Source organism: Neobacillus solisequens (assembly GCF_051233465.1).
Taxonomy (GTDB): domain Bacteria; phylum Bacillota; class Bacilli; order Bacillales; family Cytobacillaceae; genus Neobacillus.
On record NZ_JBKFGJ010000009.1, the window covers coordinates 105,655 to 120,907 of the forward strand.

Here is a 15,253-nt window from a genome sequence, read left to right on the forward strand (position 1 = left end):
TAGACCACTTTAAGGAGGAACGTTTCTTGCCTAAAGTACGTACCAAAGACATATTGGAAAAATTTCAGCTTGAATTGATTAGTGGTGAAGAAGGGATCAACCGTCCGATTACGATGAGTGATATCTCACGTCCCGGAATAGAAATAGCCGGTTACTTTGAGTTTTATCCAGCTGAACGAATCCAGCTTTTAGGGAAAACAGAGTTGTCATTTTACGGTGAACTATCTGACAGGGATAAAGGTACAAGAATGGAACAATTATGTACCGATATTACCCCCGCCATTATTGTGACTAGAGGCTTGGATGTTCCTCCGGAGTTAATCGAGGCTTCCGAGAGAGAATCTGTGCCGGTGCTAAGAACCAATATGAAGACAACGAGATTCTCCAGCCGACTCACCAATTTTTTAGAAAGTAAGTTGGCACCAACAACTGCTGTGCATGGTGTGTTAGTGGATATTTATGGAATAGGCGTGCTAATTACCGGAAAAAGTGGTGTTGGTAAAAGTGAGACAGCACTGGAGCTCGTCAAACGGGGGCACCGCCTTGTAGCGGATGACTGTGTTGAAATTCGCCAGGAGGACCAGGATACATTGGTTGGAACTTCTCCGGAATTAATTGAGCATCTGTTGGAAATCCGCGGTTTGGGGATTATTAATGTGATGACCTTGTTTGGTGCTGGAGCCGTTAGAAGTAATAAACGCATCACCATGGTGATTAATTTGGAAATATGGGATGCCAAAAAGCAATATGACCGTCTCGGGTTGGATGAAGAAAAAATGAAAATCATTGATACTGAGGTAACCAAGTTAACCGTACCAGTTCGTCCTGGACGAAATTTGGCTGTTATTATAGAGGTTGCAGCGATGAATTACCGCCTGAAACGAATGGGCGTTAACGCTGCGCAGCAATTTACAGAACGTCTTTCTGATGTCATTGAAGACGGGGAGCACGAAGAGATATAAGGGGGAAACAGGTAACATGAATGAATCAATTCAGCCGCTTAATCCGATTGCCTTTTCATTTGGACCCATTCAAGTCCATTGGTACGGCATTATTATCGGATCAGGTCTGGCCTTGGCGCTTTTTTTAGCGATTCGTGAGGGTAACCGTCGCGGTTTGCCGAAAGATACATTTGCTGACTTAATGCTTTGGGCGATTCCAATCGCGATTATTTCAGCACGAATCTATTATGTGATGTTTGAATGGGGTTATTATTCCAAGCATCCGGGCGATATCCCGAAAATTTGGAACGGTGGGATTGCCATTCACGGCGCGTTAATTGGTTCTGTCCTCACGACTTATATATTTGCCAAGAGCAAGGGCCTTTCTTTTTGGAAAATTGCTGACATAGCCGCACCAAGCATTATTTTGGGACAGGCAATTGGGCGTTGGGGAAACTTTATGAATCAGGAGGCCCATGGCGGTGAAGTGACAAGAACTTTTTTGGAAAACCTTCATTTACCGGATTTTATTATTAACCAAATGTATATCAATGGTACATACTATCATCCCACATTTTTATACGAATCGGTTTGGGATTTTCTCGGATTCGTACTATTGATGTTACTGCGCCGTGTGAATTTGCGCCGTGGTGAAATGTTTTTAACCTATGTAATTTGGTATTCAGTCGGCCGTTTCTTCGTTGAAGGTTTGCGTACAGACAGCTTAATGCTCGGCAGCCTGCGCATGGCACAAACGATTTCGATCGTCTTAATTGTGAGCGCATTAATTATTTTGTTGATCCGCCGGCAAAAACATCTTTCAGACAGACGCTATTTAGAACAGGAAAATATATAAGCTTAAGGGAGATTTGGGGAAATGCTGCTACACTCATTAAAAAAGGGGTTACTGGTTGGGTTGAAAACAACTTGGACATTGGGGATAATTATTTTTCCGGTTACAATGATTGTGGCAATATTGCAGTATACACCAGTATTGCCATGGTTGATTAAACTTGTTTCCCCGTTGATGAAACTACTTGGTTTATCCGGTGATGCAGCCATTCCTCTTGTCCTAGGGAATTTCTTGAATCTATATGCCGCCATCGGAGCCATTTTAACACTTGATTTTTCCGTGAAAGAGGTCTTTATTTTAGCGGTAATGCTGTCATTCTCCCACAATCTGTTTATTGAATCAGGTGTGGCGATGAAGGCTGGTGTCAAGCTTTGGATCGTTCTGACGACACGGCTAGGGTTGGCAACACTTTCGGCTTTTGTAATCAACTTGGTTTGGCACGGCGGCAGCCAGGCGGCCCAATATGGGTTAATTGAAAATAAAACGACACATGCCACAACTTTGGCAGGCATATTTCTGCAAGCACTCGAGAAAGCGGGATTGGGGATCCTTCAATTGGCGATGATTGTGATCCCGCTCATGGTGGTCGTTCAAATCCTAAAAGATATTGAATGGCTGAAGAAATTCTCGAAAACCATGGCTCCGGTGACAAGGTCCCTGGGGATGCAAGAAAATACCTCAACCACGATGGCTGCTGGCCTTTTTTTTGGACTTGCGTATGGAGCAGGTGTGATGATCCAGGCTGTTAAAGAAGATGGGGTCAGCAAAAAAGATGTTACCTTAGCTTTTATTTTTCTGGTTGCCTGCCATGCGGTGGTAGAGGATACGTTAATTTTTGTTCCTCTCGGGATACCGGTTTGGCCACTATTTCTGATCCGGCTCGGAGTTGCCATAACATTGACCTTAATTGTCGGGAACATATGGAAACGAACAGGCTTTTTAAGAAAGGAAGCTACCTATGAATAACAAAATTACCACATTGTTGTTTGATTTGGATGGAACGCTTATTGATACAAATGAATTGATTATCAGCACTTACTTGCACACTTTGGAAAAATATTATCCGGGCAAGTACCAACGCGAGGATGTCCTGCCGTTTATGGGACCAACGCTACATGAGGTATTTGGAAACATGGACCCGGACCGCGTTGAAGAAATGGTTCTGGAATATCGCAGCTTTAATCTTGCCAATCATGATTTATTGGTCAAAGAGTTCAGTGGCGTGCTAGAAACAATCCAAGCGCTAAAGCAAGCCGGATATAAGATGGGCATCGTTACAACAAAACGTCATGATGTTGCCATGAAAGGCCTGCGCTTGATGGAACTCGACTCCTATTTCGATACCGTTATCGCCTATGACCATGTGAAAAATGTAAAGCCTGATCCAGAGCCGGTTCTGAAAGCACTGGAACAATTGGGTTCTTCGCCTGAGGAGGCCATCATGGTCGGCGATAATCACCACGATATTTTAGGTGGGAAAAACGCCGGTACGAAAACAGCTGGAGTAGCCTGGTCTCTTAAAGGTCGGGAATACCTTGCCAAATATGAACCGGACTATATCTTGGAGCATATGAGTGACTTATTGAAGATCGTTGAGGTTTAGGGGATTTGCGAAAATTCTTTTTCAAGCATTAAATTCAGATACACTTGTTGGAGCTGAGATATAAAAATGAGAAATACGACCCGCTACCCCGTTGAAGGTGCGAACTCGTTGTGGCATGTATACAAAACCGTGCCGTTTTGGAAGGTGGTTAAAAATTTTATCGTCATCCAGCTGGCCCGTTACACGCCGTTCTTAGGGATGAAGAATTGGCTCTACCGCACATTCCTTCGGATGGAGGTGGGGGAGCAAACATCCTTTGCCTTAATGGTGATGCTGGACGTGATGTTTCCTGAAAAAATCAGTGTCGGCCGAAATACGGTAATTGGTTATAACACAACCATTCTCGCTCATGAATATTTAATTAAAGAATACCGGCTTGGAAAGGTAGAAATCGGCAGTGAAGTCATGATTGGCGCTAACTCTACCATTCTTCCCGGTGTCACAATAGGGGACGGAGCTTTCGTATCAGCTGGAACTATTGTCCATAAAGACGTCCCTGCCGGCGCCTTCGTCGGCGGCAACCCGATGCGGGTCATTTATACAAAAGAACAGTTAGCAGAACGCTGGGCTGACGATCCAATTTATGGTGATAAAAGATAAGAAAGCCTCGGCCTTAATGCCTGGCTTTTTTTTCGTGGACCCACGAGGGATTTCTGATAAATTCGGGGAATTCCACCAAAACTCGACGGGAATATTCCCAATACCCGCTGAATTACCCCAAAATCTTGCGGAATAACGCAAAAAACCGCGGAATCATTTACAAAGAATCAACATAATTTTTACAAAAGGAACATTTACGTTCTTATTAATGGACAGTATAATAATAGAGCAGTAATATAATTGATTCAGACATTTTGAGACTGGTTTAATAGAACACAGTCTTATTGTTGTCTCATAAATGAAAGGGGCGATTCTTTTACATAGTCATCGAGGTTCTTGAAAGAAAATAAGAAAGAGGGCTAGGTGGAATGAAAATGAACCGAAAGAAACTAAAGAACATGAAGAAACTGACCGCTACAGCACTAATCCTCAGCACAGTTTTTGCACCAACATACTCCTTCAAAGCAAATGCAGCAGGCACTAGCAATACTGCAACACTACGAATCTTAGAAACTACTGATCTTCACTCTAACATTATGCCTTATGATTACTATCAAGACACTTCTATTAATATTAATTATGGACTAGCAAAGACCGCCACTTTAATTAAGGAGGCACGTTCCGAAGTCAGCAATTCTATGTTGTTTGATGCCGGTGACTTAATCCAAGGAAATCCGCTTGCTGACTATGTGAATCGCATCAAGCCATTAGGAAAAGATGATACCCATCCGATATTAAGGGCGATGAATTACCTGCAATATGATGGCGGTATCGTGGGAAATCATGAATTTAACTATGGACTGGACTACTTAAACAATGTTTTAGAAGAGGCAAAATTCCCTATTATAAACGCTAACATTTATAAAGACGATAAAGACAATAATCCTGATAACGATGTTAACTACTTCACGCCATACAAAATCATTGATAAAAAAATCGTCGATGCCAATGGCAATGAATCCGTGGTTAAAGTGGGCGTAATTGGTTTTGCTCCACCACAAATTATGCAGTGGGACAAGGATAATCTGACTGGAAAAGTCATTACCAAGGATATCGTCAAGCAAGCCAACAAGTTTATTCCACAAATGAAGGCGGATGGAGCAGATATCATTGTAGCCATCGCCCACTCTGGATGTGACATCGCTGCTGAAGGGCAGGAAGAAGCAGAAAATGCTGTATACGATTTAACAAAGGTAAAAGGCATTGATGCGATGCTGTTTGGACATGCCCATGTCAATTTCCCTGGCGATGCTTCCTTTAATGGCAAAACCGGTATTGATAACACTAATGGAACAATCAATGGCACTCAAGCCGTTGAGGCCGGCTATTGGGGAAATAATCTTGGGGTGCTTGATTTAGCATTGGCACAAGATGAAAATGGCAAGTGGACTGTTGATAAGTCTAATTCCAAATCTGTCAACCGTCCGGTTACAGCAACAACAGGAGTCGACCAAACGATCGTAGATGATGTAAAGCCTGAGCATGATGGAACAATTGCTTATGTTCGCAGCAAAATTGGCGAAACCACCATTCCAATGAACAGTTATTTTTCCAGAGTGATGGATGATTCTTCTATCCAAATAGTCAACAACGCACAATTAGACTATGTAAAAAAATGGATTGATACAAAGGCTCCTGATTTAAAAGGAATTCCAGTCATTTCTGCAGCTGCACCATTTAAAGGCGGCCGCGGAGGTGTTGGGGACTTCACCAATATTCCGAAAGGCGAGCTTTCCATTAAGAGTGCCAACGACTTATATCTATTCAATAATACTTTGAAAGCCGTCAAATTAACCGGTGCTCAAGTAAAAGAGTGGTTGGAAATGTCTGCCGGACAATTCAAAACTATTGACCCGAATGTAGAAGGAAATCAAGATTTATTGGATTACGATTTCCGTCCATACAATTATGATGTCATTGACGGAATTAAATACCAAATTGATGTAACGAAACCGGCTCGATACAACTATGCCAATGGCGCACTTCTGAATCCGGATGCCCATAGGGTTATCAATTTTACGATGATGGATGGAACTCCGATTAAGGACGACCAAGAATTTATTGTTGCAACCAATAACTACCGTGCCAGCGGCGGCGGAAGCTTCCCGCCATTAATTGGTGGAAAAGCCCAAGTCGTTGTGGATTCTCCATATGAAAATCGACAAATCCTCATGGATTATATCAGCAAACAAGGCACTGTGAATCCAGTTGCGGATAATAACTGGAAAATCGCTCCGGTTGGCGGTAAGGCAACTTTGACATTTAACTCAGCTCCTGCAGCCCAAGCTTACCTTGGACAAACTCCAAATGTAAAGGATCTAGGAGCTTCTACGGCAAAACCAGGCTATGAAACCTATCAACTCGACCAAAATGTTCACGTACAATTACTAGGAATCAATGATTTACATGGCCAATTAGACTATAAAACGACTGTTTCCGGCAAACCTGCAGGTGGTATTGAATACTTGGCAGGATATTTAAAAGAAAGAGAAGCTACCAATGTTTCCAATACGCTGATGGTTCAAGCTGGGGATGCGGTTGGTGCCAGCCGTCCCGTTTCTGCCCTTTTACAGGATGAGCCTACCATCCGCTTCCTTAACGAATTAGGCTTTGACGTAGGAACCGTAGGTAACCATGAATTTGACGAAGGCGTTACAGAAATGCTGCGTTTGATCAATGGTGGATCTCATCCAAAAACAGTCGACAAGTATGGCGCGTTTGAAGGAGCAGCCTTCCCATATGTGGTGGCAAACGTAGTTAAAGAGGATACCAATCAGCCTATTTTACCACCGTATGTCATTAAAGAAGTGGACGGTGTCAAAATTGGTTTCATTGGTGTCGTGACAACGGATACACCTAATATTGTTACTCCAAGCGGTGTGGCCGGCGTGAAATTCACGGATGAAGTGGATGCAATCAACAAAAATGCAGCAGAATTAGAGTCTAAGGGTGTTAAGTCTATCGTTGTCCTTGCTCATGATCCTGGCACATCGGCAACTGATGGTTCTAACCCAACCGGAAAGGTAGTGGACATGGCCAAAGCGGTTGATGATGAAGTAGACGTTATTTTTGGCGCCCATGACCACAAATATCTAAATTCAACTGTTGACGGCAAATTGCTTGTTCAATCTTATTCTTATGGTACTGCATTCTCTGATGTTGATTTAGCAATTGACCCCGTTACACAAGACATCACGACGAAAAAAGCAGAAATCGTCTCGACCTTCCAGGATGCGGCCCATCTCGATGCAAAAGTGAAGGCTGAGCTTGATGCGTACCAAGCTGATGTGGCTCCTATCACTAGTCAGGTTGTTGGCGAAGCAGTGGCTCCGATTTCCCGCACTGCAAACGAAGCAGGGGAAACAGCTCTAGGTAACCTGATTGCGGATGGAATGAAGACCATCACGAAAACAGACTTTGGCTTTATGAATGTTGGCGGTATTCGGGATGATATCAAGAAATCTGGCCCAATCACTTGGGGAGACTTATTTGCCATCCAGCCATTCGGTAATGATATCGTCACGATGAATATTACCGGCGAACAAGTTAGAACTCTATTAAATCAACAATTCCAAGCAGACAGAAACCGAATCATGCAAATCTCCGGATTAAAGTATACGTGGACCAATAACCTGCCAATCGGTCAAAAGGTACTTGATATTTATTTACCAAATGGCTCAAAAATTGATCCAAAAGGAGTATACTCCGTTGCGGTAAATAACTTTATGGCTGACGGCGGCGACGGATTTACCGTGCTGAAGCAAGGAACCAAGCGTGTGACTTGGATGTCTGATTTAGATCTTCTAATTCAATACGTAAAAACATTTAGAGGCCCAATTTCCGCTCAAATTGATGGACGAATTCAAATTGATAAAACTGCACCGGATGCACCGGTTGTCAATGAAGTAACTGATCAATCCACTACCGTAACTGGAAAAACGGAAGAAGGTGCGAAAGTAGAAATTACAGCCAACGGCACCGTCATTGGTACAGCTGTTGCCAAAGCGGATGGATCTTTTACCGTAGCCATTTCTCCATTAAAAGCAGGAACAGAGATTTATGTAACGGCGACAGACATAGCCGGCAATAAGAGTGCTGAAACGAAGACAGTTGTGAAAGATGTGACTGCTCCGGAAGCACCGCAAGTAGGCATGATCATTGCGCCGGCGAAGAGTGTCAGCGGTATGGCGGAAGCAGGTTCAACCGTGAATGTGTACAATGGAAAAACACTTCTTGGAACAGCTGTTGCTGATCAGAACGGCAAGTTCACAATTGCCTTCAAATCCGCACAAACCCATAACACAGTATTAACCTTTACAGCAACGGATGCAGCAGGAAACACAAGTAAAGTAACCAAGGTTACCCTTGTAAAAAGCAATCCGAAATTCCAGTAAATAAACAAGAAAATGCCCCTGAGAATTTCTTCAGGGGTATTTCTTTTAATATTGTGATTATTTATTTGACTTCAGAATTTGAAAAAGGTAAACTACAAATAATAAACTTTACTTCTCTAATACATTAGCAAACTAAAGTAAAATAATAAAGGATGAGCAGGATGAGTCGCTTGTTTATGTTTGAAAAGCCATTAGGAATGCGAGATACGCTGCCGGAGCTCTATGAAAAGAAACATCCGGTTCGTTCCTCGATTGCCGGAACCATGAAAGGTTGGGGCTATCAATTTATTGAAACACCAACTCTTGAGTACTTTGAAACCGTTGGAGCTGCCTCGGCCATTGCGGACCAACAGCTCTTTAAATTGTTAGATAAAGAGGGACATACACTCGTGCTAAGGCCGGATATGACGTCACCCATTGCCCGGGTGGCCGCGTCGAAGCTTTTGGAAGAGGATGTTCCGGTACGCTTAGCCTATTCCGCCAATGTATTTCGAGCCCAACAGCGTGAGGGTGGCCGACCAGCGGAATTTGAACAAATCGGTGTAGAATTTTTAAATGATGAAACGATATCATGTGATGGCGAGGTCATTGCCTTATTGATATCCTCCTTAAAAAAAGCAGGTTTGACTGATTTTCAAGTATCCATTGGTCATATTGGTTTTTCTCAGGAATTATTTATGCAAATCCTCGGGACCAACGGCCGGGCAACAGCACTACGGAAATTTTTATATGAAAAAAATTATGTCGGTTATCGTGAAAATGTATATTCATTTGATCTCTCGACAATTGATAAACAAAGACTATTAAAGCTACTGCAATTGCGTGGTGGAGAAGAGGTCCTTGAACAAGCTGTCGAGATTACGGAGAACAATAAAGGAAAACAAGCGATCACAGAACTCCAGGAGCTTTGGAAGGTGTTGGAAGACTATGGAGTTCAGGAACATGTGCGGTTTGATCTATCGATCGTCAGTCATATGAGTTATTATACTGGAATTTTATTTGAAGTTTATGCCGGAAGTGTCGGCTTTCCGATCGGTAACGGGGGACGTTACAGTCTGCTTGAGAAGTTTGGCAAAAAGGCCAGTGCGACCGGGTTTGCCATCCGGATAGATATGCTTCTGGAGGCGTTGGGGGATGGCAAGTCGGAGACACCAAAACATTGTATCTTGTTCAGCCAGGAGCGGCGCAAGGAAGCCTTCCAACTGGCACAGGAGCTTCATGAGCAAGGACAACAGGCAGTGCTTCAAGATATTACCGGTGTAAAGAATCTTGATGCTTTTACAAAAAAATTCGCCGAGACAACGTTTTTAATTGGAGGGCCACGGTAATGAAGAACATACTGACCATTGCGATGCCCAAGGGGCGAATTTTTGAAGAAGCTTTGAAATTACTCAAAAAAGCAGGCTACCGTTTACCGCCAGAATTTGATGATTCACGAAAACTAATACTGGATGTTCCAGAAGAAGGGTTAAGGTTTATTTTAGCCAAACCAATGGATGTGGCAACCTATGTGGAGCATGGCGTGGCTGATGTCGGGATTGCCGGGAAGGATGTCCTGTTGGAGGAAGAGCGCGATGTATATGAGCTGCTTGATCTGAAAATCAGTTATTGCTATTTAGCAGTTGCTGGTCTGCCCAATACCAAAATGAATGATGTGGCACCACGTATCGCAACGAAATATCCAAACGTGGCGGAAGCTTATTTTCGCGAACAGGGTGAACAAGTGGAAATTATTAAATTAAATGGCTCTATCGAGTTGGCTCCGTTAATCGGTCTGTCTGATCGAATCGTCGATATCGTCTCAACTGGAAGAACTCTGAAAGAAAACGGACTTGTTGAATATGAACAGATCGCTGATGTGACGTCGCGGCTGATTGTCAATCCAGTCAGCTACCGGATGAAGGATACATTGATCGATGAACTGGTGGCCCGGCTCCATGAAGTGGTTTTTAGCGGAGGTGTGTAATATGAAGATACAAAAAGTGACCAATCTAGTTTCACTTAAACGCTCCATTGAAGCGGGGACTGCCGAGCAGGAGTTGATTGTAAAAAACATTATCACAGAGGTTCGCAAACGTGGCGATGAGGCCGTCAGATTGTTTACGGAAAAATTTGACCGTGTTCGGCTTGAGTCTTTTTCCGTCACAGAAAATGAGCTTGCAGAGGCCTATGAGCAAGTAGATGATGAATTTCTGACCGTTGTTCGTGAAGCGGCTCAAAACATTCGCGTATATCATGAAAAACAACTTCGGCCATCATGGATGATCACTGAAGAAAACGGGACGATTCTTGGGCAGAAAATCACCCCATTGGACTCAGTTGGAGTTTACGTTCCCGGCGGAACTGCAGCCTATCCTTCCTCCGTGCTAATGAATGTCGTTCCTGCAAAAGTGGCTGGCGTGAACCGGATCGTTATGGTGTCGCCGCCTGATGAGGACGGAAAATTACCTCCGGCCGTCCTCGTAGCTGCGAAGGAAGCGGGGGTAGAGGAAATCTATAAGGTCGGTGGTGCCCAAGCAATTGCAGCACTTGCCTATGGAACGGAGTCCATCACTGCTGTAGATAAGATCACCGGGCCGGGAAATATTTTTGTGGCACTTGCCAAACGTGAGGTATTCGGTGATGTGGATATCGACATGATCGCCGGCCCTAGCGAGATTGCTGTTTTAGCGGATGACACAGCACGTGCGGAGGAAATCGCCGCTGACCTGTTATCACAGGCCGAACACGATCCAAGAGCATGCAGTGTTCTCGTTACACCGTCGGAGAAATTGGCTGAAGAGGTTGCAGCAGAAGTGGAAAAGCAATTGGCATTACTACCTCGAAAGAAAATTGCCAGTCAGTCGATTCGAGATTATGGTGCAATTTACATTACAGCTGATATGGAAGAAGCAGTAGAGGTCGTGAATCAGTTAGCTCCAGAGCATCTTGAGGTAGTGACAGAAAACCCAATGGAGTTGCTTGGAAAGATTCGTCACGCAGGTGCAATTTTCCTGGGCCGTTATAGTTCTGAGCCTGTTGGCGATTATTTTGCCGGTCCAAACCATGTTCTGCCAACAAATGGGACGGCTCGGTTCTCAAGTCCGCTAAATGTGGATGATTTTCAGAAGAAATCCAGCGTGATTATATACAGTAAACAGGCGTTACATGAAAATGGAGCAAAGATCGCCGCCTTTGCCCGTATGGAAGGGCTTGAAGCCCATGCCCGTGCGGTTGAAATTAGATTAGAAAACGATAAAAAATAGGGTACTTGCGAAAAACGGCATTTACTTGCGTTATAAATTAGTTTACTTGCGAAACTTAGCCTGTTACTTGCAAACCGAACCAAATTCAATATGCAAAAATCAAGGAGGATACCCTCATGGAACGAGTTGCTCGAATACAAAGAAATACAAATGAAACCAAAATTCAGCTGGCATTTGATGTTGATGGAGAGGGGCGCTCCGAACTCGACACAGGCGTACCCTTTCTCACTCATATGCTCGATTTGTTCACGAAGCATGGCCAATTTAATTTATCTGTTGATGCTAAAGGGGACATTGAGGTGGATGACCACCATACTACTGAGGACATCGGGATTTGTTTAGGTCAGGCCATAAGAGAAGCACTCGGTGACAAAAGAGGGATCAAACGCTATGGAAATGCTTTTGTTCCGATGGATGAGGCCTTAGCTCAGGTGGTTGTTGACCTCAGTAATCGACCGCACCTCGAAATGCGTGCTGAATTTCCTGCGCAAAAAGTTGGTACCTTTGATACTGAACTGGTACACGAATTTCTTTGGAAATTGGCGCTCGAAGCCCGAATGAACTTGCACGTGATTGTTCATTACGGAAAAAATACCCACCACATCATTGAAGCGATTTTTAAAGCATTAGCCCGTGCACTTGACGAAGCAACTACGATTGATCCTCGGATCAAAGGTGTCCCGTCCACAAAGGGGATGTTGTAATGGCGACAAGCACCAAGATTGGGATCGTTGATTATGGCATGGGGAATTTATTTAGTGTAAGCAAGGCGCTCGAACGTTTGGGTGCGAACTATTTTATCTCGGCTGACCAGAAGGAGCTGCTTGCAGCAGATGCCCTGATTCTTCCGGGGGTTGGAGCCTTTCGTGACGCGATGGAACGGCTGCCTGTGGACATGGTAAAAGAATTTGCCTCTTCAGGGAAACCGTTGCTGGGAATTTGCTTGGGCATGCAGCTGCTGTTTGAAAGCAGTGATGAGAACGGATTGACAAAGGGATTGGGCCTTCTCCCAGGTCATGTTCGCCGTTTTTCTGGAAAAACCGAAGCAGGCGAGCTTTACAAAGTTCCGCATATGGGCTGGAATAAGCTTGAATTTGTGAAGTCCTCTCCACTTCTAGAAGATCTTGAAGAAGATTATGTGTATTTTGTTCATTCGTATTTTGTAGATGCGGCTGAATCTGATGTTCTTCTTGCTAGAGCCGATTATCATGAACAAGTGTCAGCGGTTGTCGGGAAAGACAATGTTTACGGCATGCAATTTCATCCGGAAAAAAGTAGCCGGCTTGGGATGGCACTATTACACCATTTTTTAAAAATTGTAGAAAAGGAGGCGGTAAAATGAGTTTCACTTTATATCCGGCGATTGATATGCGCGGTGGAAAATGTGTCCGCCTTCTCCAAGGAGATTATGGGAAGGAAACGGTTTACGGGGATTCGCCCTATGATATGGCAAAAAACTTCGCGACAGCAGGAGCAGCTTGGATTCATATGGTTGATCTTGACGGGGCAAAGGATGGAAAGCGAGTCAATGATCGATTCGTTATTGAAGCTGCGTCCAAATTGACCAATGTGAAAGTACAAATTGGCGGTGGCATTCGCACAGAGGAGGATATCCTTCATTATTTGGAAAATGGGGTAGACCGGGTTATCATTGGCAGCATCGCGGTGTCACAACCGGAGTTTGCGATTGAGATGATAAAAAAATACGGCGAAAAAATTGCCGTTGGGATTGATGCAAAGGACGGCTATGTAGCTACACACGGTTGGCTGGATACCAGCAAAGTCAAAGCAGTGGATCTTGGTAAACGTTTCGCTGATGCCGGAGCGGAGACATTTATTTTTACCGATATTGCAACAGACGGCATGCTGTCGGGGCCAAATATTGCCGCGGTAAGTGAATTGGCAATAGTAACAGGGAAAAATGTGATTGCATCTGGTGGGGTTAGTAGTTTAGAGGATCTCAAGAATCTGTCTGCAGAAAAGGGAATTAGCGGTGCTATTGTTGGCAAGGCCCTATACGAACAGCGTTTTACTTTAAAAGAAGCATTAACACTGGTTGGCAATCAGACAGAGGTGAGATAAATGACATTAACGAAACGAATTATCCCCTGCCTTGATGTAAAAGAAGGGCGAGTAGTCAAGGGGATTCAATTTGTTCAGCTTCGCGATGCTGGGGATCCGGTGGAGCTGGCGCGGTTTTACGACGAGCAAGGGGCTGATGAGCTGGTGTTCTTGGACATCTCGGCATCAGTAGAGGGCAGAAAGACGATGGTTGAGGTCGTTAAATCTGTTGCCTCGGAGCTGGCGATTCCCTTTACGGTCGGGGGCGGCATCAATTCTCTTGAGGATATGAAAAAGATCCTCCGTGCTGGGGCGGACAAGGTCTCTCTTAATACAGCGGCTGTGTTGAATCCGGAGGTAATCCGAGAAGGTGCGGGTTATTTTGGCTCGCAATGTATCGTGGTAGCAATTGATGCCAAATATGATGAGACAGTCGGCACGTGGCGTGTTTATACCCATGGCGGACGCACACCGACAGATAAACTAGTGATTGAGTGGGCACGTGAAGCTGCTGAACTCGGAGCCGGTGAAATTTTACTAACCAGTATGGATAGTGACGGGGAGAAAAACGGCTTTGATTTATCTCTGACTCGTTCTGTCAGTGAGGCAGTTTCGATTCCAGTCATTGCTTCAGGCGGGGCAGGAAATGCGGAACATTTTGCGGAAGCATTTTTAGAAGGAAAAGCAGACGCCGCTCTTGCTGCCTCCATTTTTCATTATAAAGAAACCTCGGTATATGAAGTGAAAAGCTTTTTGCGGGAAAGAGGAGTGATGGTACGATGAATCTAGAAGAAGTAAAATTTGATGAGAAGGGCCTTGTCCCGGCAATCATTCAGGATGCTGAGACATTGGAAGTTTTGACCCTGGCCTATATGAACAAGGAATCACTGGGAAAATCACTAGAAACCGGTGAAACTTGGTTTTACAGCCGTTCCCGCCAGAAGCTGTGGCACAAAGGCGCGACAAGCGGCAATACACAAGCAGTGGTTAGCATCAAATATGATTGTGATCAGGATGCGCTTTTGGTGTTAGTTAGTCCTAAAGGACCGGCTTGCCACACAGGTGCCGTCAGCTGTTTCTCTGAAGGAGTGTCAGGACGGATTGAGTCCTTAGCAGACTATCGAATTTTACAGACACTTGAAAAAGTGATCCTGCAACGCGAGCAGGAACGTCCTGAGGGTGCCTATACTACCTATCTTTTTGAAAAAGGCGTCGACAAGATCTTGAAAAAAGTTGGCGAGGAAGCTGCAGAGGTAATCATCGCTGCTAAAAATCGCAATGAGGAAGAACTGAAGTGGGAGGCAGCCGATCTGCTTTACCACCTACAAGTGCTGTTGGTTGAACAAGGTCTTCCGTTTAAAGAGGTATTGCAAACATTAGAAGAAAGACATAAAGACCGGTCCTAAGAGGATCGGTTTTTTCTATAGTTGAAAAAGATTTGTAGAAATATAGGGCATTTATTCTCTTTTATTGTTGAATTGCGCTATCTTATTCGTAGAAATCCCTCCGTTTCACAACGAATCCCTCACCGATAAATTTTGCCATCGGCTAAAGAG

Annotated in this window: 14 protein-coding genes; all 14 read left to right on the forward strand. The window is 44.2% G+C overall.

From position 1 onward, the window contains the following. The first annotated feature begins 26 nt into the window (after nt 1-26). The 14 genes from hprK (at nt 27) to hisIE (ending at nt 15,103) form a co-directional block, all read left to right on the forward strand. Complete coding sequence (gene hprK / locus ACI3K6_RS09755; protein ID WP_335477206.1) at nt 27-962, forward strand: HPr(Ser) kinase/phosphatase; 936 nt, start codon at nt 27-29, stop codon at nt 960-962. Nucleotides 963-978: 16 nt separating this feature from the next. Beyond that, nucleotides 979-1,797: a prolipoprotein diacylglyceryl transferase gene (gene lgt / locus ACI3K6_RS09760; protein WP_335477205.1), complete on the forward strand. Its 819-nt coding sequence runs from the start codon at nt 979-981 to the stop codon at nt 1,795-1,797. Nucleotides 1,798-1,818: 21 nt separating this feature from the next. Then, nucleotides 1,819-2,760 (forward strand): nucleoside recognition domain-containing protein, encoded by a 942-nt coding sequence (locus ACI3K6_RS09765; protein ID WP_435554667.1) that lies wholly within the window; start codon nt 1,819-1,821, stop codon nt 2,758-2,760. Further along, a complete protein-coding gene (ppaX, locus tag ACI3K6_RS09770; protein WP_335477203.1) occupies nt 2,753-3,397 on the forward strand; it encodes a pyrophosphatase PpaX in 645 nt (214 codons plus the stop codon). The genes ACI3K6_RS09765 and ppaX overlap by 8 nt, the downstream gene beginning before the upstream one ends. A 66-nt stretch (nt 3,398-3,463) precedes the next feature. Next, on the forward strand, nt 3,464-3,997 hold the full coding sequence (locus ACI3K6_RS09775; protein ID WP_435554668.1) for an acyltransferase: 534 nt from the start codon (nt 3,464-3,466) through the stop codon (nt 3,995-3,997). Between the two features lie 374 nt (nt 3,998-4,371). Then, the gene (locus ACI3K6_RS09780) at nt 4,372-8,391 is read left to right on the forward strand and encodes a bifunctional 2',3'-cyclic-nucleotide 2'-phosphodiesterase/3'-nucleotidase (RefSeq protein WP_435554669.1); all 4,020 of its coding nucleotides are present in this window, start codon (nt 4,372-4,374) and stop codon (nt 8,389-8,391) included. 161 nt (nt 8,392-8,552) lie between these two features. Then, nucleotides 8,553-9,719, forward strand: a complete 1,167-nt coding sequence (locus ACI3K6_RS09785) for an ATP phosphoribosyltransferase regulatory subunit (protein WP_435554670.1) — start codon at nt 8,553-8,555, stop codon at nt 9,717-9,719. Next, nucleotides 9,719-10,357: an ATP phosphoribosyltransferase gene (hisG, locus tag ACI3K6_RS09790; protein WP_435554671.1), complete on the forward strand. Its 639-nt coding sequence runs from the start codon at nt 9,719-9,721 to the stop codon at nt 10,355-10,357. Before ACI3K6_RS09785 ends, hisG begins: the two co-directional genes overlap by 1 nt. A 1-nt stretch (nt 10,358) precedes the next feature. Next, entirely contained in the window at nt 10,359-11,636 is a 1,278-nt protein-coding gene (hisD, locus tag ACI3K6_RS09795; RefSeq protein WP_435554672.1) for a histidinol dehydrogenase, read from the forward strand. Between the two features lie 116 nt (nt 11,637-11,752). Continuing rightward, the gene (gene hisB, locus ACI3K6_RS09800; protein WP_435554673.1) at nt 11,753-12,340 is read left to right on the forward strand and encodes an imidazoleglycerol-phosphate dehydratase HisB; all 588 of its coding nucleotides are present in this window, start codon (nt 11,753-11,755) and stop codon (nt 12,338-12,340) included. Further along, entirely contained in the window at nt 12,340-12,978 is a 639-nt protein-coding gene (hisH, locus tag ACI3K6_RS09805) for an imidazole glycerol phosphate synthase subunit HisH (protein ID WP_435554674.1), read from the forward strand. The genes hisB and hisH overlap by 1 nt, the downstream gene beginning before the upstream one ends. Continuing rightward, nucleotides 12,975-13,718: a 1-(5-phosphoribosyl)-5-[(5-phosphoribosylamino)methylideneamino]imidazole-4-carboxamide isomerase gene (hisA, locus tag ACI3K6_RS09810; protein WP_335477011.1), complete on the forward strand. Its 744-nt coding sequence runs from the start codon at nt 12,975-12,977 to the stop codon at nt 13,716-13,718. Before hisH ends, hisA begins: the two co-directional genes overlap by 4 nt. After that, nucleotides 13,719-14,480, forward strand: coding sequence for an imidazole glycerol phosphate synthase subunit HisF (gene hisF, locus ACI3K6_RS09815; RefSeq protein WP_435554675.1), 762 nt, complete (start codon nt 13,719-13,721; stop codon nt 14,478-14,480). Then, nucleotides 14,477-15,103 (forward strand): bifunctional phosphoribosyl-AMP cyclohydrolase/phosphoribosyl-ATP diphosphatase HisIE, encoded by a 627-nt coding sequence (gene hisIE, locus ACI3K6_RS09820; protein ID WP_435554676.1) that lies wholly within the window; start codon nt 14,477-14,479, stop codon nt 15,101-15,103. The genes hisF and hisIE overlap by 4 nt, the downstream gene beginning before the upstream one ends. Nucleotides 15,104-15,253 lie beyond the last annotated feature (150 nt).

Bases quoted from the DNA above. Each gene is read 5' to 3' on its own strand.
- ACI3K6_RS09785 (WP_435554670.1), top strand. From the start codon at position 8,553: ATGAGTCGCTTGTTTATGTTTGAAAAGCCATTAGGAATGCGAGATACG.
- hisD (WP_435554672.1), top strand. From the start codon at position 10,359: ATGAAGATACAAAAAGTGACCAATCTAGTTTCACTTAAACGCTCCATT.
- ppaX (WP_335477203.1), top strand. From the start codon at position 2,753: ATGAATAACAAAATTACCACATTGTTGTTTGATTTGGATGGAACGCTT.
- hisG (WP_435554671.1), top strand. From the start codon at position 9,719: ATGAAGAACATACTGACCATTGCGATGCCCAAGGGGCGAATTTTTGAA.
- hisB (WP_435554673.1), top strand. From the start codon at position 11,753: ATGGAACGAGTTGCTCGAATACAAAGAAATACAAATGAAACCAAAATT.
- hisA (WP_335477011.1), top strand. From the start codon at position 12,975: ATGAGTTTCACTTTATATCCGGCGATTGATATGCGCGGTGGAAAATGT.
- lgt (WP_335477205.1), top strand. From the start codon at position 979: ATGAATGAATCAATTCAGCCGCTTAATCCGATTGCCTTTTCATTTGGA.
- ACI3K6_RS09780 (WP_435554669.1), top strand. From the start codon at position 4,372: ATGAACCGAAAGAAACTAAAGAACATGAAGAAACTGACCGCTACAGCA.
- ACI3K6_RS09775 (WP_435554668.1), top strand. From the start codon at position 3,464: ATGAGAAATACGACCCGCTACCCCGTTGAAGGTGCGAACTCGTTGTGG.
- hisH (WP_435554674.1), top strand. From the start codon at position 12,340: ATGGCGACAAGCACCAAGATTGGGATCGTTGATTATGGCATGGGGAAT.
- hisF (WP_435554675.1), top strand. From the start codon at position 13,719: ATGACATTAACGAAACGAATTATCCCCTGCCTTGATGTAAAAGAAGGG.
- hisIE (WP_435554676.1), top strand. From the start codon at position 14,477: ATGAATCTAGAAGAAGTAAAATTTGATGAGAAGGGCCTTGTCCCGGCA.
- ACI3K6_RS09765 (WP_435554667.1), top strand. From the start codon at position 1,819: ATGCTGCTACACTCATTAAAAAAGGGGTTACTGGTTGGGTTGAAAACA.